Raw genomic sequence first — 18,238 nt, forward strand, 5'->3', positions numbered from 1 at the left:
CCCCCCGGGGGGGGGCGCGGCCCCCCCGCCGGGGGGGGGGGGCGGCGCACGGGCCCCGGCGCCCCACCCCCCCCCCGCGCCCCACCGCGGCGCGACCTCCCCCATCGAGGGGGAGGTAGGTCTTTGCGCCAGCAGCCGCAGCCACATGTATTGCGCGGTGTTGGTGTCCTGGTACTCGTCGACGAGGATGTATTTGAAGCGCTTGTGGTAGTCCTTCAGCACGTCCGGATTGGCGCGGAAGATGCGGATCGGGTGGCAGAGCAGATCGCCGAAGTCGCAGGCGTTCAGGGTCTTGAGCCGCTCCTGATAGGCCTTGTAGAGCTCGCGGCCCTTGCCGTTGGCGAAGCTGCGGGCATCGCCCTCGGCAATGTCGGCGGGGCCTTGGCCCTTGTTCTTCCAGCCGTCGATCATCTGCGCGAACTGCTTGGCCGGCCAGCGCTTGTCGTCGAGGCCTTCGGCCTGGATCAGCTGCTTGATCAGCCGTACGACGTCGTCGGTGTCGAGGATGGTGAAATCGGATTTGAGCCCGGCCAGCTCGGCGTGCCGCCGCAAGAGCTTGACGCCGATGGAGTGGAAGGTGCCGAGCCACGGCATGCCCTCGACGGCTTCGCCGACGAGATGGCCGATGCGCTGCTTCATCTCGCGCGCGGCCTTGTTGGTGAAGGTCACCGCCAGGATCTGCGAGGGGAAAGCCCTGCCGGTGGCCAGGATATGGGCGATGCGGGTGGTCAGCACGCGGGTCTTGCCGGTGCCGGCGCCGGCCAGCACCAGGACCGGGCCTTCGGTGGTTTCGACCGCCAGCCGCTGCTCGGGGTTTAGGCCGTTGAGATAATCGGGCGCGCTGTTGGGGCCGCTGCGGGCCGCCATGGCGCGCGCGGCTATGCCCGACGGGGCCGCGGGCCGCGCATTGGGTTCGTCAAAAAAGGGCATGTCTTCCGCAAAGCCGGACATCTCCCCCGAATGTAGTGATTCGGGAGCGAAAGACCAGAAGTGTCTACGTTTTGTTCTGCTAAAGTGCCCGATACCGCGGCTCAGGCCTTTCGGTAACCGAGCGCGACGAACAATCGATGTCCGAACGAGCGCGCTTCCTCTGTCATCACCATGCCAAAGGCCGTCAGCATCTGGTCGTAATAGCGGCTGCCCGCGGGTGACGCCAGGAATCTCGAGTACAATCTGAGATCGCCCAGCGAGAGATCCCGGTACGTATAAGCGCTACCCTGCATGGCATTCTGTTCGATGTTCTGGCGAATTTTCACGGATTGCTGACGCACCAGCGCCATCATCTGTTCGTCCGACAGAGGCTTTCCGGCTGCGCCCAGCATCCCCGTAACCATCGCGTAGCTCATGTTCAGCGCTATCGCCTCGCCGGTGTCGACAGCGCTGATATCGTCGATGATCTTGCGGTACAATTCGAGCCGGGCTGGATCCTTGGTCGGAAGCCCGGCGAGGATTTGCTTGCCCTCTGTCTTCTTGCTTTGGCTGCCTTCCGGGCCAGACGACTGGATTTCCAAAGCGGTGACGTGCTTGCCCAACGGGGAAGCGTAAAACGCTGCGAGGTCGGACAGATCGGTGGCCGACAGCCTGTCCGCCATCCGCGATTCGATGGCAGTCTCCATTTTGACTGCGTCGAAGGCGCCTTCCAGCGCGACCGACAAGGCGTCCTGGAAATTTGCCGGTAACGGTTCGGGTATGGATTTCGTGGCTGAGGCGATGCCGGGACCGATGCCCATCAGCATCTCGTGAAAGCCGTTTGCCTTGTTGATCTCGCTAAGCGTCTGTGCCGGCGCGGCCACCGTGCCGGCCGTGAGCGCGACGAAGCTACAGAGGACAAGGACTACTCGCGTCAGAGGCGAGGCGAATGACATCACTCTGGTTGCTCCTGATGGTTGGTCGAAAGCAGACTGCTGGAAAACCCGGATGCCGGCAAGGCGGGATTGCCACCTGGGCGTGTGGCCTCGAAAAAAAACGCCCTGTGCGCGGAGCCTGCGGCATGGCCGTTTGGTTTCGCCATGGATCGCTCCCCGGCGGCTTGACAGGCACGGCGGGCGGGAGAAGGTTGTACCGCCGGGGGCAGGATTGGCATACCTTTGCCCATGGCCGCGCCGCGGAATGCGCATCAGTCGAAGGAGTATCGTCTTGGCTGTCGTCATCACCTCCCTCATCCTGTTCCTCATCGGCCTCGCACTTGGCGGCGGCGGCGTCTGGCTCGCGATGCTGGGCGGCAGCTGGTACTATGTCGTCACCGGTCTCGCCTTCCTCATCGCCGCATGGCTGCTCTTCCGGCGCAAATCGACGGCGCTCTGGCTCTACGCGGCGATCGTGCTCGGCACGCTGGCCTGGGCGGTGTGGGAAATCGGCTTCGACTGGTGGGAACTCGGACCGCGCGGCGGCATCGTCGTGCTTCTGGCGCTGTGGCTGCTGACACCTTGGGCAAGGCGGGGCCTGACCGGCCCCGACGCGCGAGCGCCGCTCATTCTGGCCGCGCTGGCTTCGCTCGCCGTCGCCGGTTATTCGATGACGGCCGATCCCAAGGACATCGCCGGCGACCTCAGCGCCGACAAGGTGACGCCGACTGCCGATCTCGGCGGCAATGTGCCTCCGGGCGAATGGCATTTCTACGGCCGTACGCAATTTGGCCAGCGCTATTCGCCGCTCGACCAGATCACGCCCGACAATGTCGCCAAATTGCAGCCGGCCTGGACCTACCAGACCGGCGACGTGAAAGGGCCGGACGATGTCGGCGAAACCACCTACCAGGTGACGCCGCTGAAGGTGGGCGACGCGCTCTATATCTGCACGCCGCACAATTTCGCTATCGCCATCGATGCCGCCACCGGCAAGGAGAAATGGCGTTTCGATCCCAAGATCAAGCTCGACAAGGACCGCCAGCACCAGACCTGCCGCGGCGTGTCCTATTATGCCGATGCCAAGATCGCCGCCGGCCAGCCTTGCGCGACGCGCGTCTATCTGCCGACCTCGGATGCGCGGCTGATCGCGCTCGACGCCGCCAACGGCCAGGTCTGCCCGTCCTTCGCCGAAGCCGGCACGCTCAATTTGTTGACCAACATGCCGTATCCGAAGTCGGGCTATTATTACTCGACCTCGGCGCCGCTGATTGCGGGCGGCAAGATCATCATCGGCGGCGCGGTCAACGACAATTATTCGACGCAAGAGCCGTCCGGCGTCATCCGGGCCTTCGACGTCGACACCGGCGCCCTGGTGTGGAACTGGGATTCCGGCAATCCGGACCAGACAACGCCGCTGGCGGCAGGCCAGACCTACACCCACAACTCGCCCAACATGTGGTCGACGGCAAGCGCCGACGAGAAGCTCGGCTTGCTCTATGTGCCGCTCGGCAACCAGACGCCGGACCAGCTCGGGATGGGCCGCAGCGCCAATGTCGAGAAGTTTTCCTCCTCGATCACCGCGCTCGATCTGGCCACCGGACAAGTGCGCTGGGTGCGGCAGACCGTGCATCACGACCTCTGGGACATGGATGTGCCGGCACAGCCGACCCTGGTCGACATCACCACCGCTGCCGGCGTCGTTCCGGGCCTGGTTGGACCGACCAAGCAGGGCGACCTCTACGTGCTCGACCGGCGCAGCGGCGAGCCGATCATCCCGATCAAGGAAGTGCCGGCGCCGGGCGGCGCTGTCGAGGGCGATCACACGTCGCCGACGCAGCCGGTCTCGGATCTCTCCTTCAATCCGAGGCCGCTGACCGGCGCCGACATGTGGGGCATCACCATGTTCGACCAGCTGGCCTGCCGGATCGAATTCCAGGGCCTGCGCTACGAGGGCCGCTACACCCCGCCATCGGTGCAGGGGTCGCTGGTCTATCCCGGTAATTTCGGCACATTCAACTGGGGCGGCGTCGCCGTCGATCCGGTGCGGCAGGTGATGTTCGGCATGCCGACCTATCTGGCGTTCAAATCGCAGCTCATTCCGCGCGACCAGGTGCCGCCGCCGGATGAGGGGCGCGGCAGCGAGCAGGGGCTGAACCGCAATGAGGGCGCACCCTATGCGGTGGTGATGGGGCCGTTCCTGTCGCCGCTCGGCGTGCCCTGCCAGGCGCCGCCATGGGGCTATGTGGCGGGAGCGGACCTCAGAACCGGCAAGATCGCCTACAAGCACCGCAACGGCACCGTCTACGACATGACGCCGTTGCCCTTGCCGCTGAAGGTCGGTGTTCCCGGCATTGGCGGGCCGATGATCACCGCCGGCGGCGTCGTCTTCCTGGGCGCGGCGGTCGACGACTATCTGCGCGCCTATGACCTGACATCGGGCAAGCAGCTTTGGCAGGCCAGGCTGCCGGCCGGTGGGCAGTCGACGCCGATGACCTACACCGTCGCCGACGGCCGCCAGTTCGTGGTCATCGTCGCCGGCGGCCATGGCTCGGTCGGCACCAAGCCCGGCGACTATGTGATGCCTATACGCTGCCGAAGTAGCAGCGATGTGACTTAGGTAAGTGATCGGCCCGGCAGATATTCTGTCGCGCCGCCCCTCATCTGCCTGCCGGCATCTATACGGGGAGAAGTGCCCGGCAGGGCGATGAGGGCAGCAGCAGCCTTGGTCAGCTTGCGTAAGAGATGGCCTTTGAGGCTGGGCACGGAGCCCAGTACTTCATTGGTTAGCTGCGGCCCTGTTTCGGCCTGCTGGATCAGCGTGGTGCCGGTCGACGCGGACCTTCACCATCCGAGCGGCGGCTGCGGCAGCAGCGGAGCGCATTGCCAGCAAGGCAGCAACAGCAAGCACGAGCGCGCTTGCAAGGATCGGAGTAGACAAGGTCATGGCGTTGTTCCTTCTCGTCGGGCTCGCCGCTACGAGCGAGACCATCATCAGCTTCCTTCCATATTGTGGCGGCACCATCGACATTCTCTGAAATGACCAAAATGTGATGGGCGCGTTCGGCGGGGCGGCCGCATCGTTCGATGGCGCAAGCGTCACCCATCCGAGACTGGACCGTGCGAGCTTGCACCCTATCTTGATCCGCGAGTCATCCCGGAGTGACCGCGAGGTCATCCCGGAGTGACCGCGAGGTCATCCCGGAGTGACCGTGAGATCATCTCCTAACGAGGAGCACGCCATGACGAAACCCACCGCCGAAGCCGTCAAACCTGCCAAACCTGCCATCACCCAGGCGATGATCGATGCCTATGACGAATACACGCATCTGACGCTCGACCGCCGCCGCTTCATGGAACAGCTGACCAGGCTTGCCGGATCGGGCGCGGCGGCGGCCGCGATCGCGCCGCTGCTTGCGGCGAATTCGGCGCAGGCGGCAATCGTCGCCGACAACGATCAGCGCGTGAAGGCTGAAGATATCACCTATTCCGGCAGCAGCGGTGAGATGAAGGGCTATCTGGTCAGGCCGGCGGACCAGTCCGGCAAGCTCGGCACCGTCATCGTGGTGCATGAGAACAGGGGGCTCAACCCGCATATCAAGGATGCGGCGCGGCGCGTTGCGCTGGAAGGGTTCGTGGCGCTGGCGCCGGATTTCCTGTCGCCGCTCGGCGGCACGCCCGCTGACGAAGACAAGGCGCGCGACATGTTTACCAAGCTCGAAGCCAGCCAGGTCACCGCCGATGGTGTGGCGACCATCGCCTATCTCAAGGGCGAGAAGGACGGCAACGGCAAGGTCGGTGCTGTCGGCTTCTGCTGGGGCGGCGGCACGGTCAACAATCTGGCGGTCAACGCGCCCGATCTCGCCGCCGGCGTCGCCTATTACGGCATGCAGCCGAAGGCCGAGGATGTGGCGAAGATCAAGGCGGCGCTGTTGCTGCACTATGCCGGGCTCGACGAGCGCATCGACGCCGGCATCGATGCCTACAAGAAAGCGCTCGACGCCGCCCATGTCGAATACACGCTCTATGTCTATGACGGCGTCAACCATGCCTTCAACAACGACACCTCGGCCGCGCGCTATGACAAGAAGGCAGCCGATCTCGCCTGGGGCAGGACGATCGCTTTCCTCAAGGAGAAGCTGGCGTAGGCTTCAGGCCGCCGACGACGCCCATACGCTCTCATAGGCCGGCGACAGCGTAAAACCGGCCGGCAGCACCGAGACCGGGGGCGGGCGCCGCACGCCCTCCTGCAGATAGCGCAACGCCGACACCAGTCCGTTCATCGTGTAGGGCTTGGCGATGACGCCGATCGCGCCGGCGAAATGGTCGGGGATGCGTTTTGGATTGGCGGTCATGAACACCACCATGGAACGGTTACCCTCGCGGATATGCTCGGCAACCTCGACCCCGGTCGGCCCGTCGGCGAGGTGGATATCGACAAAGGCAATATCGGCATCGGCGGTATCAATCATGCCTCTTGCTTCGGCCAAGGAGGTCGCCCAACCCACAACGCTGTGGCCGGCTTCCTCGACAAGGCTTTCCAGTTCCATCGCCAGCAACGCCTCGTCCTCGACGATCAGGACCTTGAGCGGTTCGTTCATGACAGCTTCCCTTTCTGCTGCGGTTCGTTCGGCATCGAGATGACGACCTTTGTGCCCGGGCCGGCGTCGCGCCATTCGATGTCGGCATGCAACTGACGGGCAAGCGACTTGATCAGCCGCATGCCAAAAGAAGCATCGCCACTGGCCTCGGCCATGCCGACGCCGTCATCGGAAACCTCGATGTTGAAGTGGCCGTCGGGCTGGCTCATCTTGATGCCGATGCGCCCCGCGGTGGTGCCGTCCGGCTTTGCCTTGAAGGCGTGCTTCAGCGCGTTGGTGACAAGCTCATTGACCATCAAGGCAACAGGCGTGGCTTTTTCGGCCGGAATGACGATGGGTTCGAGGTCCAGCGTCGGCTTGATCTCGGCGCGTCCGGATGCGGTCAGCAGGTCGGTGACCAGATCCCTGGCGAAATCCGAGACATCGAAGCGGCTGACATCCTTTGACTGGTAGAGACGGCGATGCACCGTGCTCAGCGCCTCGATGCGCTCCAGCATGGTGGTCAGCGATCGCTTTGTCGCTTCATCCTTGATTGCCCGGCTTTGCATGATGATCAGCGAGGAGATCATCTGCAGGTTGTTTTTCACCCGATGGTCGACCTCGTGCAGCAGCGTGGTCTGCGCCTCAAGGGCGGCCTCAAGCTCGCGTGTGCGTTCCTTGACAGCCTTTTCAAAACGGTTCTTGTCGGCGGTGATGCGATCCTCGGAGCGCTTGCGATCGGAGACGTCGAGCTGTGAGGCAAAGAAGAACAGGAGTTCGCCTTTGTCGTTGGAAACCGGGCTGATGTAGAGCGCATTCCAGAATGTCGAGCCGTCCTTGCGGTAGTTCAACAGATCGATGGCGATATCGGTTCCCGCTGCTATCGCGTCGCGCACGCTAGCCACAGCTGCCTTGTCTGTCTCTGGCCCCTGCAGGAAGCGGCAGTTCTTGCCCATGACCTCGTCGCGCTCGTAGCCGGTCAGGCGCAGGAACGCGTCATTGGCAAAGACGATCGGATTGTCCGCTTGACGGGGATCGGTGATGACCATCGACATGCGGGTGGCGCGGATGGCGGCCGCGAACGGATCGCCCTTGCCGTGCTCGGCATGCAGATTGTCCGTCATGTGCCATGCGTCGGCCGGTTCCCTGGTCCTTTTCCAATCCATGCTTTCACTCCAAGCCGTTTTTCAGGGGTCACAACGGCTTAGACGTGGAATTGGTTCAATCTTGATCTTCTTGTCGCAGGCAGCCGTTTGCGAAACCGAATCGCCGGTTGCGCAAACTGTCGAAATGAACGGTTTTTGAAGGTTGTCGGATGTAGCCGATTCGCTGAAAGCAGGGCTGGCGCCGACCTATAGAAATGATCAGGTCGCAATGGTCCGTGGCGGCGCTCGCCGGTGGCGGCTTTCTCAGAACAGCGGAAACATCAGGCGTGGCCACGCTTCATGCGCGCCTGCTTCAGGATGGCGCGCCAGCGGATCATGTCGAAGGGGATAGGCTCGTTGTTGTTGGCGATGTGGAAGATCTCGTTGTTGACGTTCTTCAACGAGCGCCAGAAATCATAGTCGGTGATGCGCGGATCGGCAGCCAGCCTGTCCACCTCGACCTTGATGTCGGTTTTCATGCACGTTCCTCGAACCGCCTGTTGCCCGCCGCCCGCGTCGCAACTCGCATGGCACCGTTCTCAAACGGTCAGCTGAGTCGTTCAATGGCCCAAATGGCTTGTCCACGTTAAAACCTTGGTAAGGTTAACGCGGGCGCGGCAGCGCTTCAAGCGGTCCTGCGGCGAATACCGATCGAACGGCCGGCCCGCTCGGGCATCGGCAGTGCAGAATGGGCGGCGCGCATGGCTTCCACCTTGGCCTGCACATCGGCGGGGAAGGGCGCGACTTTCGGCCCGGACATGTCGACATGCAGCGACAGGGTTTCGGAAGTGGCGGCGAGCCAGCCATCGACATGGCGGATTTCCTGGTAGGCCCGCAGCCGCTTGTCGTCATGATCGATCAGTTGGAAGGATACGACGACCTTGTGTTCGAGGTGCAGTTCCTGGACATAGCAAACATGGACTTCGGCCGTGTAGATGGTCAGGCGCCGCTCTTTGACATAGTCCAGCCCCATGCCCATCGCCTCGAACGCCTCATCCGAGCAGCGGTCGAACAACACGTTGTAATAGGCCATGTTGAGATGGCCGTTGTAGTCGATCCAATCCTTCTCGATGTCCATCGGTTTGGAAACGAATTGGGCAGGGATGGGCATGGAAACTTCCTTGTTCTGGTGCTGGACCGAGTTCAGTGCTGGACAGGCTGCGGCCCGTGAGACTAGAGCGGTTCACCGTCTCGCGGAAACACGAACCGCTCTAGTTTTTTGTTGACGCAATCCCGGACGGAAAACCGCTTCACACTTTCCCTGGAATTGCGTCATGTGCATCCATAATCGCATAACAAGCATGGACGCTGGTCCATTCGCGGAGGAATTCATGGCTCTGAGCGACCTCAATCCGGTCGAACGCAACGAGGAAGGCATCGCCGCCGTGCTCGGCATCCTCAAACAGCAGTTCGGCGAGCGTTTCCAGACCGGCGCGGCGATCCGCTCGCAGCATGCGCACACCACCACCTATATTCCGACGCAGGCGCCCGATGGCGTTGCATTTCCGGAGAAGACGGCCGAGGTACAGGAGATCGTGCGCGCCTGCGCCGCGCACCGCGTGCCGGTCATCGCCTTCGGCGTCGGCTCGTCGCTCGAAGGCCACACCAACGCGCCGGGTGGCGGCATCTCGGTCGACACCTCGCGCATGAACCGCATCCTGTCGGTCAACCCCGAGGATCTCGACTGCACGGTCGAGCCTGGCGTAACGCGCGAGGATTTGAATCGGCACCTGCGCGATACCGGCCTGTTCTTCCCCATCGATCCCGGCGCCAATGCTTCGCTCGGCGGCATGGCGGCAACGCGGGCCTCCGGCACCAATGCGGTGCGCTACGGCACGATGCGTGAAAACGTGCTGTCGCTGACGGCCGTCATGGCCGATGGCGAGACGGTGACGACCGGCAAGCGGGCGAAAAAGAGTTCGGCCGGCTACGATCTGACGCGGCTTCTGGTCGGCTCGGAAGGCACGCTCGGCATCATCACCTCGCTGACCTTGAAGCTGCAAGGCATTCCGCAGGCGATCTCCGGCGGCGTCTGCCCGTTTCCAAACCTCGAGGCGGCCTGCAACGCGGTCATCGCGACCATCCAGATGGGCATTCCGGTGGCGCGCATCGAACTGGTGAATGGACTGCAGATGCGGGCGATGAAGAATTACTCGAAGCTCGATTACCCCGAGAGCCCGTGCCTGTTCGTCGAGTTCCACGGCAGCGATGCCGGTGTCGCCGAACAGGCCGAAACCTTCGGTGCCATTGCTGAAGACAATGGCGGCGGGCCATTCCTGTGGACGAGCGTCGCCGAGGAGCGCACGAAACTCTGGAAGGCCAGGCACGATGCTTATTGGGCGTCGCTGACGCTGCGGCCGGGCACCAAGGGCCTGTCGACCGATGTCTGCGTGCCGATCTCGCGGCTGGCCGAATGCGTTGCCGAAACCGAGGCCGACATTGCCGAGATGGGCCTGGTTGCGCCGATCGTCGGCCATGCCGGCGACGGCAATTTCCATGTGCTGGTGCTGATGGATGTCAACGACCCCAAAGAGATCGCGCTGGCGGAGAAATTCGTCTCGCGGCTGAACATGCGGGCGATCGCCATGGACGGCACCTGCACCGGCGAACACGGCATCGGCCAGGGCAAGATCGGCTTCCTGCGCCATGAGCTCGGCCATGGTGTCGACATCATGCGCTCCATAAAAAAAGCGCTCGACCCGCAAGACATCATGAACCCTGGCAAGATATTACCTGCATAGCCGAAATGTGAGGAGCGGCAATGGATACCCTGATTATAAGGGCATCGCTTGGCAAGACACTGTTATTGCTGTCGGCCAGCCTCTTCTTTGTCCTGGCCTGCGCTTTCCTGATTTATGTCTCCGAGGACGGCGACACCGCCGGCCTTTGGTGGTGCGTGGCCTTTTTCGGGCTGGTCGCGTTGGTGTTTGCCTGGCAGCTTGTGCGGCCGCAGATTCTGGTGCTGAACGGACAAGGTTTCAGTCTCGGCGGAGGCCTTGTTCGATCGCCCAAGCTGGTCCCCTGGAAGGATATCGAAAGCTTCTTCGTCGTCCACCGCCGGCGCAGAATCAGCGATATGATCGGGTACAATTTCGCACCGGGGGTCAAGAAAAGCTCCGTCATGGGCAGCGTGACCAAAAGCCTCGGCGCCGAAGCCGCATTACCGCAGGGCTGGACATTGTCGCCCGAGGAGATGGTAGTGCTGCTGAACGAATATCGCCGACAGGCGGTGGCGGGTTAGTCTGTTGCATGTCGGCCGGCACGCAGTCACAGGCGTCCGAAATCTCTGCTCGTCCAGATACAGAGATCAAGCAACTCTGGATGAATTGCCTCTTTATCGACACGCTGATGCGGGTAGAGTGCGGCTGACTTTCAATCAACCCGTTCGGAGCTGATGCTCGCACGCCTGTTCGTGATCTTCGGTGGCTTGTTTGTGCTGGTGCTGGTTGCGGCGCTGGTGGTGCCGTATTTTGTCGATTGGACCGGGTACCGCGCCCAATTCGAGCGCGAGGCGAGCGCCATTCTCGGCCGCAAGGTGACGGTGCAAGGCGACGCCACGGCGCGGCTGTTGCCGTTCCCCTCGGTGACCTTCTCAAACGTCACGGTCGCCGGCGGCCCCGGCGGCCAGCAGGCAATGACCGTCGAGACCTTTTCGATGGACGCGGAACTGGCGCCGTTCCTGCGCGGCGAAGTGCTGATTTTCGATATGCGGCTGGTGCATCCGAAGGCGACGATCGACATCGCCGATAACGGCACGGTCGACTGGGCGATACGGCCGTCCTCGCCTTTCGACCTCAACCAGATCTCGATCGAGAAGCTGACGGTGACGGAGGGAGAAATTGCGCTCCGCCATGCCGCAGGCGGGCGCAGCCATCTGATTTCCGAGATCAATTCGACCATCTCTGCCAAGTCGCTGGCCGGGCCGTGGCGCATGGACGGAACGTTGCTGCTCGATGGCCTGCGTTCGACGGTTGCGGCTTCGACCGGCAAGGCCGAAGGCAGCGGCCAGATGCGGCTGAGGCTCAAGGTCGATCCCGATGCCTATCCACTGGTCATCGAAACCGACGGCAATGCAGGCATCGTCAATGGGGCTGCCGTCTATTCCGGCCAGTTCAAGATTTCCGGCAACGACAAAAACAGCGCCGAACTGCGCGGCAGCGATGGCGAGAGCGTCAAAATCAGCGCCGGCAAACCCGATCCGGGCTTCCGGCTGAACGGCAAGTTCTCGCTCGACCACCAGAAGCTTGGCGTCGACGAATTCCGCTTCGAGACCGGGCCGCTCGACAATCCCTACACAGCCGACGGCAAGGCTTCGGTCGATCTCGGCCTTAGGCCGAACTTCGCCATCGAGGCCAATGGCGCGCAGGTGCAACTGGATGAAGCGGTGGGCGCTGAGAAGGGCGCCGGCCTGACGCTGGACCAGCGCATTGCCGGAATCGAGCAGGCGCTGCTCGAACTGCCGAAGCCGAGCATCCCCGGCACTGTCGAGGTCAAGCTGCCGGCGGTGGTGGCTGGCGACACCACGGTGCGCGACGTGCATCTCTCGGCCGAGCCGGTCGAGGGCGGCTGGTCGGTGAAATCGCTGGCCGCGACCTTGCCCGGGCGCACGACGCTGGAAGCCAGCGGCATGCTCAGCGTCGAAGATCATTTCGGTTTCAGCGGCTCCATGCTGCTGGCGGTGGCGCAGCCTTCCGGCTTTGCTGCCTGGTTGTCCAAAGATGTCGACGAGGCGATCCGCCGGCTGCCGGCCGCCGGCTTCAAGGCCAAGGTGGACCTGTCGGAGAAGCGCCAGGCGTTCAGCGATCTCGAACTGATCCTCGGCAAGTCGAAGTTCACCGGCCGCATCGATTCCAGCCAGCCCGACGACGCCAAGTCCTCGGTGCTGATGCGGCTCGAGGGCGGCGAACTCGATGTCGACGGGCTGACGGCCTTCGCCTCGATCTTCGTCAGCGACAAGGGCGCCAACCGCTTTTCCGACCGTGACCTCGATTTTCAGATCAAGGCAGGGCCGGTCAATGCTGGCGGGCTCACCGCCGACACGGTCGATACCGCGCTCCGGCTCCGCGACGGGCTGCTCGAAATCGACCGGCTGTCGATTGGCGGCCTTGCCGGCGCCTCGATCAGCGCCACCGGCCGGATCAAGGATTTTCCGGCAAGCCCGACCGGCAAGCTCGATGCCTCGGTGGTCGCCGTCGATCTGAAGCCGCTGATCGACATTGCCGCGCAACACTATCCCGACAAGCTGATGCTGAAGGGACTGGCTGGCCGCACGGCCGCCTATCCTGAACTGTTCCAGGACGCGCGCGTCGATCTGGTGGCGAGCGCCGCCGACAATGGCGACGGCACGACCGGGCTGGCGGTGAGCGGACAAGGCAAGGCCGGCGGTTCGGCCTTTTCGGCGTCGCTGTCGGGCGAGGGTGCCGTCGGCCAGTTGCTCGACGCGCCGGTGACGCTGACCTTCAACGCCAAAAATCCCGACGCCACCGTGCTGCTGGCGCTCTACGGCCTGCCGGCGCTGCCGCTCGGCATGCTCGGCCAGGCAAGCACCGATATTTCGGCCAAAGGCACGTTTGGCGGCGGCCTGGCGACGAGCTTCAATTTCGCCGCCGACGACTTCAGGGCGACGTTCGACGGCACCGTTGCTCAGACGCCGCAAGGCGCCACCGCCAAGGGCAAGATCGGCCTCGACGCCTCCGATATAGAGCCGTGGCTGATGACCACCGGCGCCGGCCTGCCGGGAATGGGCACGGGCACCTCGACCTCGCTCAGCGCGGATGCCGATTTCGGCAATGGCCTGCTGGTGTTGAGCGGCCTCAGCGGATCCATCAACGAGTCGGAGATTTCGGGCGACGTCAACATCGATGCGAAGCAGGGGCTGCCGCATTTTGCCGGTGCGCTGGCGCTCGACGAACTGGACCTCGACCCGATTGCGGTTGCGCTGTTCGGTGACCAGTCGTTACTCAGCAGCAACGCGAACTGGCCGACGGCGCCATTCAGCCAGAAATCCAGCCTGCCGTTCAGCGCCGATCTCGACCTGACGACGGCGACGCTTGCCGCCGGACCGCTGGCGACAGCCTATGACGCGTCGCTGTCGTTGAAACTGGACCAGGAAGGCATCCGCGTTTCGGACCTGAAGGCAAAACTGCTCGGCGGCGCGCTCACCGGATTGTTCGAGTTGAAGAACACAGACGGCACGGGGCTGTTCTCCGGCCAGATGAGGCTTGCCGGCGCTGACCTGGCGACCGTGCTGCCGGCTGCCGGCTTGAGTGGCAGCGGCGACTTCTCGACAGGGCTGTCGACCAGCGGCAAATCGGTCGACGCGATGATTGCCGCACTCTCCGGCTCGGGCACGGCGGCGCTGAAAGGCCTGACCATTGCCGGCGTCAATCCCGATGCCTTCGGCGCGTTGATTGCCAAGGCTGATGCGATCGGGCGCGACATCGACGTGGCCAAGACCGCGGGCTTTGCGCCGCAGATTGCCGGCGACGGCAGCTTTGCAGCCGGCGATACCGACATGGCCTTCACGGTCGCCGGCGGCACGTTGCGGGCACCACCGATGAAACTCGAAAACCAGGCGGCGACGCTGTCTGCCGACATCACGGCCGACCTCAACACCGGCACCGTCGCCACCAAGGGCGCTGTCACCTACAAGCCTGGCGACGAGGCGCTGATCGGCTCCGATCCGACGGTCAATTTCAGCGTCGATGGGCCGTTCGGGGCGCTGAAGAAGCAGTTCGACAGCGAGCCGCTGGCGCAATTTTTGACCCAGCGCGCGCTGGAAAAGGAGCAGCAGCGGGTCGAGGCGATGCAGGCCGCACTGCTCGAGAAGCAGCGGCTGCGGCGCGAGGTGCGCTACTACGCCGCCCTGCAGACCGAGCGCGACAACGCCGCCGAGGAATTGCGCAAGCAGGAGGAAGCGGCACGGCTCAAAGCCGAGGCCGACGCCAAGGCGAAAGCACAGGCCGACGCAAAGGCACAGGCCGAAGCGGATGCCAAGGCCAAGGCGGATGCCAAAGCAAAGGCCGATGCGAAAGCGCAGGCAGAGGCTGACGCCAAGGCCAAGGCGGATGCGGACGCGAAGGCGCAGGCCGAAGAGCAGGCCGCCGAAGACGCCGCAAAGGCCGAGGACGAACGGAAGAAGGCTGAGCAGGCGATGCGGACCGCTTCGCAGGAAAAAGCCAGGCTGGAGGCCGAGCGCAAGGCTCAGGAGCAGGCGCCGAAGGTCGACCGCTCACTTCCCGGTGTCAGTGACGGTTCGGCCCCGGCGCCGCCGAAGCCCAGGACAAATCCGTTCTCCGTCGACAATCTGCTGAAGTCGCTGGGCAATTAAGAACCATTCAGACCGCGCCGCGCTTGGCCCAGTCCAGCACATGCAGCCTGAGCGCCGAGGACAGGTTCGCATCGCGCGGTCTTGTCTCGTCGATCTCCGCGACCAGGGCAGCAAGGGTCAGCTTGCGCGCGGCGGCGATGGCGACGAGATCGTCATAAAAGGGTTTTTCGAGGGAATAGCTGGTGCGATGGCCGCGGATGGTCACGGAGCGTTTTTCGACCGGGCTCACCGCAGGCGGTCCATCAATCGCCCTGGTCTTCCGGGCGTTCGCGGCGGTGGCCGGCGACGAATTTTTCGGCCTTGTCCGATGTCAGACGGTCACGAGTTCTTTCGGCTTTGGAACGGCCGTGCAGAGCGCGGTTCTCGCCGGCGAGCTTTTCCTTTTCGGTGCGCGCCTTCTGCTTGCGGACCTGGCGAAGGTTGACGATTTCGCCCATGTCGCGCCGACCGTCCCGCTACTTCTTGCGGAAGGCGTCGAGCGACACGACGTCGGCGCCCTTGCCGGCGGCGGCATCGGCCACGGCGGGCTTTTTCTCCGCCTCAGTGGCAGCTGCCTTCTTCTCGGCCTTCGGCTTTTTCTCGGAGACGATAGCCAAAGGCTCGGCAGCCGGCTGGGCGGCTGCATCGTCTTCCGCCGGGACGTCGGTCTTGACGTCGAATTCGAGTTCGAAATTGACCGATGGGTCGTAGAAGCCGCGTACGGCCGAGAACGGGATTTCCAGCTTCTCCGGCACGTCGGAGAAGGACAGCCCGACCTCGAAGCCGGTATCGGTCACCTTGAGGTCCCAATACTGGAACTGGATGACGATGGTCATCTGTTCGGGATAGCGCTCGCGCAGCCTGGAGGACACCCGCACGCCCGGCGCGCCGGTCAGGAATGTGATGAAGAAATGATGATTGCCGGGAAGGCCGGTGCGCGCGACTTCGGCCAGGACCTTGCGCATGACGCCGCGCAATGCCTCCTGGGCCAGGATGTCGTAGCGGATGTGGTCGTCGGCCATGTGCTGGTCGGGTTCCGTTGAATCGTCCGCATAGCTGTAATCAAGCTTGAGCGCGGCGTAAACCGGATATAGATCGCTGATGCGCCGAAGCGAAGCCCGTAACGGACGATTTGATCGCCTGCTTTGGCGTTCAGGCGCTGGCCAGCTGTTTTTCCACCGCTGCCGCTGATCTGCGCTTGCCGAAGGCGCGCAGGAATGTGCGCACGCCGTGGGTGGCGGATTGCAACACTTCGTCTTCCGACGGCATGCCGCCTAGCATGAAGGTGGTCTGCAGTTCGGCGTTGGCCAGCGCCAGGAACTGGCGTGCGGCGACATCGGGATCGTCGACCGCGAGATGGCCGGCATGGGCGAGGCGGGCAAAACGGGCGGCAAGTGCGGGCCAGGTCCGGCCCGGCCCCTGGTCGCGCCATTCTGCGAAGAGCTCGGGATAGCGCTCGCCTTCGGTCTGGATCAGCTTGCGCAGGAAGCGTCCGTCGCGGTTGCAGATGCAGTTCTGATTCATGCGCACGGCAAAGCCGATCAGGTCGGCTTCCAGATCCTTCGGCTGGTCTGGGAAAGAGGCGAAGGTGGCGAAGATGCCGGCATTGCAGCGCTCCGTCAGATCGCGCACCACAGCCATGAAGAGCTTTTCCTTGTCGCGGTGGTGATTGTAGATGGTCTGGCGCGACACGCCGGCCTCCACCGCGATCAGGTCGATATTGGCGCCGGCAAAGCCTTCCCGGCAAAAGACCGAAGCCGCCGCATCGATAATCGACATACGCTTGGCCTCGTGGCCGCGTGGCGGGAAAATGTCAGGAGAAACGGCAAGCTTCATAGAAATCTATATAGAGGTGATTGACGAATTAGACAAGGCTGTCTAAATTTGTGGACACAATAAATGGTGAATTCGCTCCGTAGAGACGAATAATCTCGCTCTGACCCGTCGGATTTCAACGGGATGGAACGTCCTAGGGTTAGTCGTCGCGTTGGCGGCGCCAACCAGACTTGAAAGAAGCCTTTATCATGAGTCCCAAATTCCTCCGCATCGCGGTCGTGCTCGGCCTGTTGTCCGCTATCGGCCCCTTCGCCATCGACATGTATCTGCCGGCGTTGCCTTCGATCGGCGAAGATCTGCATGCCGGCACCGCCGCCGTTCAGATGAGCCTTTTGATCTTCTTCCTGTCGATGGGCTTCGGCCAGATCGTCGTCGGACCGATCTCCGACATGGTCGGCCGCAAGCTGCCGCTTTACGGCGGCCTTGCGCTGTTCATGGTCGGCGGCATTGGTTCGGCCATGAGCCCGACCATCGAATGGCTGATCGCCTTCCGCTTCCTGCAGGGGCTGGGCGCCAGCGCCGGCATGGCGGTGCCGCGCGCCATCGTGCGCGACCTGCACACCGGCACCGAAGCCGCCAAGCTGATGTCGCTGCTGATGCTGGTGTTTTCGGTGTCGCCGATCCTGGCGCCGCTGACCGGCAGCCAGATCATCGAGAATTTCGGCTGGCGCGCCGTGTTCTGGACGGTGACGGGCGCGGCCCTGCTGGCCACCATTCTGCTGGCGACCTCGCTGAAGGAGACGCGGCCGGCGGAAGAACGCGTCGGTTCCTCCTTCGGAACCGCACTCGCCGGCTATCGCTTCCTCATGGGTGACCGCAATTTCCTCGGCCTGGTGGCGATCGCCGGCTTCGGCATCGCCAGCTTCTTCGTCTACCTCTCGAGTTCGTCCTTCATCCTGATCGACCATTACGGGCTGTCGCCTTCCGTCTACAGCGTGTTCTTCTCGATCAATGCGGTGGCCTTCATCGGCATGTCGCAACTGACGGGGATGCTGTCGGAGCGCTTCGGGCTGAAGCGCGTCGTCTGGGTGGCGGTAACCGGCTATGCCACGACGATGGTTGTGCTGTTCGCAGTCATGGCGACCGGCGTCGACCGGCTCGATGTTATGGCGGCACTGCTGTTCGTCGGCTACGGCTTCCTTGGCCTGGTCATCCCGACGACGTCGGTGCTGGCCATGGAAGAGCATGGCGAGATCGCCGGCACGGCCTCGGCGCTGATGGGCACGCTGCACTTCGCCATCGGTGCGCTGGCGATGGGCGTCGCCGGCATCTTCTTCGACGGCACCCCGCTGCCCATGGTGGCCGGCATCACGCTCTGCGCCGTGATCTCGTTCACGCTGGCCAAACTGACGCTTGGCCGCTCGCGCGAAGCCGTTGAAGCGCCGGCCGAGTAAGCTGACCGCAATCGACCGGAAAGGCCGGGTCATCCCGGCCTTTTTCACGTCTGGGGTAATCCGGCCCCGGCCAGAACCACGGCCTTCGACCGACGCCAGCGGCAAATTGCACCAGCTCATGGCTCAATTT

The 18,238-nt window shown here is 63.5% G+C and carries 15 protein-coding genes and 1 pseudogene; 6 read left to right on the forward strand and 10 right to left on the reverse strand.

The annotated features are described in order from the left end of the window. Window positions 1-951 (reverse strand): ATP-dependent helicase (locus NKJ64_RS18375; protein ID WP_352463107.1); only part of this gene is annotated, 951 nt, incomplete at its 3' end. Window positions 952-1,031: 80 nt separating this feature from the next. After that, entirely contained in the window at window positions 1,032-1,865 is an 834-nt protein-coding gene (locus NKJ64_RS18380) for a DUF2059 domain-containing protein (RefSeq protein ID WP_352463108.1), read from the reverse strand. Between the two features lie 244 nt (window positions 1,866-2,109). Here NKJ64_RS18380 and NKJ64_RS18385 point away from each other — a divergent pair. Both NKJ64_RS18385 and NKJ64_RS18390 read left to right on the forward strand, forming a co-directional pair. Continuing rightward, a pseudogene (locus tag NKJ64_RS18385) lies at window positions 2,110-4,448 on the forward strand (glucose/quinate/shikimate family membrane-bound PQQ-dependent dehydrogenase). A gap of 638 nt (window positions 4,449-5,086) precedes the next feature. Then, the gene (locus NKJ64_RS18390) at window positions 5,087-5,992 is read left to right on the forward strand and encodes a dienelactone hydrolase family protein (protein ID WP_352463110.1); all 906 of its coding nucleotides are present in this window, start codon (window positions 5,087-5,089) and stop codon (window positions 5,990-5,992) included. 3 nt (window positions 5,993-5,995) lie between these two features. Here the strand turns inward: NKJ64_RS18390 and NKJ64_RS18395 are convergent, their stop codons facing one another. The 4 genes from NKJ64_RS18395 to NKJ64_RS18410 all read right to left on the reverse strand — a co-directional run bounded on the left by NKJ64_RS18395 (window position 5,996) and on the right by NKJ64_RS18410 (window position 8,680). Next, window positions 5,996-6,445 carry a response regulator gene (locus tag NKJ64_RS18395; protein ID WP_023668313.1) on the reverse strand — a complete coding sequence of 150 codons (450 nt, stop codon included), beginning with the start codon at window positions 6,443-6,445 and terminating at the stop codon, window positions 5,996-5,998. Further along, window positions 6,442-7,590, reverse strand: coding sequence for a histidine kinase dimerization/phosphoacceptor domain -containing protein (locus NKJ64_RS18400; protein ID WP_023667428.1), 1,149 nt, complete (start codon window positions 7,588-7,590; stop codon window positions 6,442-6,444). Before NKJ64_RS18400 ends, NKJ64_RS18395 begins: the two co-directional genes overlap by 4 nt. A gap of 260 nt (window positions 7,591-7,850) precedes the next feature. Continuing rightward, entirely contained in the window at window positions 7,851-8,048 is a 198-nt protein-coding gene (locus NKJ64_RS18405) for a hypothetical protein (protein ID WP_013531006.1), read from the reverse strand. Window positions 8,049-8,194: 146 nt separating this feature from the next. Continuing rightward, entirely contained in the window at window positions 8,195-8,680 is a 486-nt protein-coding gene (locus tag NKJ64_RS18410) for a thioesterase family protein (RefSeq protein WP_352463111.1), read from the reverse strand. Between the two features lie 220 nt (window positions 8,681-8,900). Here NKJ64_RS18410 and NKJ64_RS18415 point away from each other — a divergent pair, with 220 nt between their 5' ends. From NKJ64_RS18415 to NKJ64_RS18425, 3 genes are all read left to right on the forward strand, one after another. Continuing rightward, window positions 8,901-10,310 (forward strand): FAD-binding oxidoreductase, encoded by a 1,410-nt coding sequence (locus tag NKJ64_RS18415; RefSeq protein WP_352463112.1) that lies wholly within the window; start codon window positions 8,901-8,903, stop codon window positions 10,308-10,310. 65 nt (window positions 10,311-10,375) lie between these two features. Further along, a complete protein-coding gene (locus NKJ64_RS18420) occupies window positions 10,376-10,810 on the forward strand; it encodes a hypothetical protein (RefSeq protein ID WP_352463113.1) in 435 nt (144 codons plus the stop codon). A 153-nt stretch (window positions 10,811-10,963) separates the two neighbouring features. Beyond that, entirely contained in the window at window positions 10,964-14,899 is a 3,936-nt protein-coding gene (locus NKJ64_RS18425) for an AsmA family protein (protein WP_352463114.1), read from the forward strand. A gap of 7 nt (window positions 14,900-14,906) precedes the next feature. Here the strand turns inward: NKJ64_RS18425 and NKJ64_RS18430 are convergent, their stop codons facing one another. From NKJ64_RS18430 to NKJ64_RS18445, 4 genes are all read right to left on the reverse strand, one after another. Continuing rightward, the gene (locus tag NKJ64_RS18430) at window positions 14,907-15,128 is read right to left on the reverse strand and encodes a ribbon-helix-helix domain-containing protein (protein ID WP_023668319.1); all 222 of its coding nucleotides are present in this window, start codon (window positions 15,126-15,128) and stop codon (window positions 14,907-14,909) included. A 13-nt stretch (window positions 15,129-15,141) separates the two neighbouring features. Next, a complete protein-coding gene (locus NKJ64_RS18435) occupies window positions 15,142-15,336 on the reverse strand; it encodes a DUF4169 family protein (RefSeq protein ID WP_023667420.1) in 195 nt (64 codons plus the stop codon). An 18-nt stretch (window positions 15,337-15,354) separates the two neighbouring features. Then, complete coding sequence (locus tag NKJ64_RS18440) at window positions 15,355-15,900, reverse strand: SspB family protein (protein ID WP_023667419.1); 546 nt, start codon at window positions 15,898-15,900, stop codon at window positions 15,355-15,357. 130 nt (window positions 15,901-16,030) lie between these two features. Continuing rightward, window positions 16,031-16,714, reverse strand: coding sequence for a TetR/AcrR family transcriptional regulator (locus NKJ64_RS18445; RefSeq protein WP_023668320.1), 684 nt, complete (start codon window positions 16,712-16,714; stop codon window positions 16,031-16,033). Window positions 16,715-16,902: 188 nt separating this feature from the next. Here NKJ64_RS18445 and NKJ64_RS18450 point away from each other — a divergent pair, with 188 nt between their 5' ends. Then, a complete protein-coding gene (locus tag NKJ64_RS18450) occupies window positions 16,903-18,108 on the forward strand; it encodes a multidrug effflux MFS transporter (RefSeq protein ID WP_023682099.1) in 1,206 nt (401 codons plus the stop codon). Window positions 18,109-18,238 lie beyond the last annotated feature (130 nt).

This window comes from Mesorhizobium sp. M0062 (genome assembly GCF_040323125.1).
Taxonomy (GTDB): Bacteria; Pseudomonadota; Alphaproteobacteria; order Rhizobiales; family Rhizobiaceae; genus Mesorhizobium.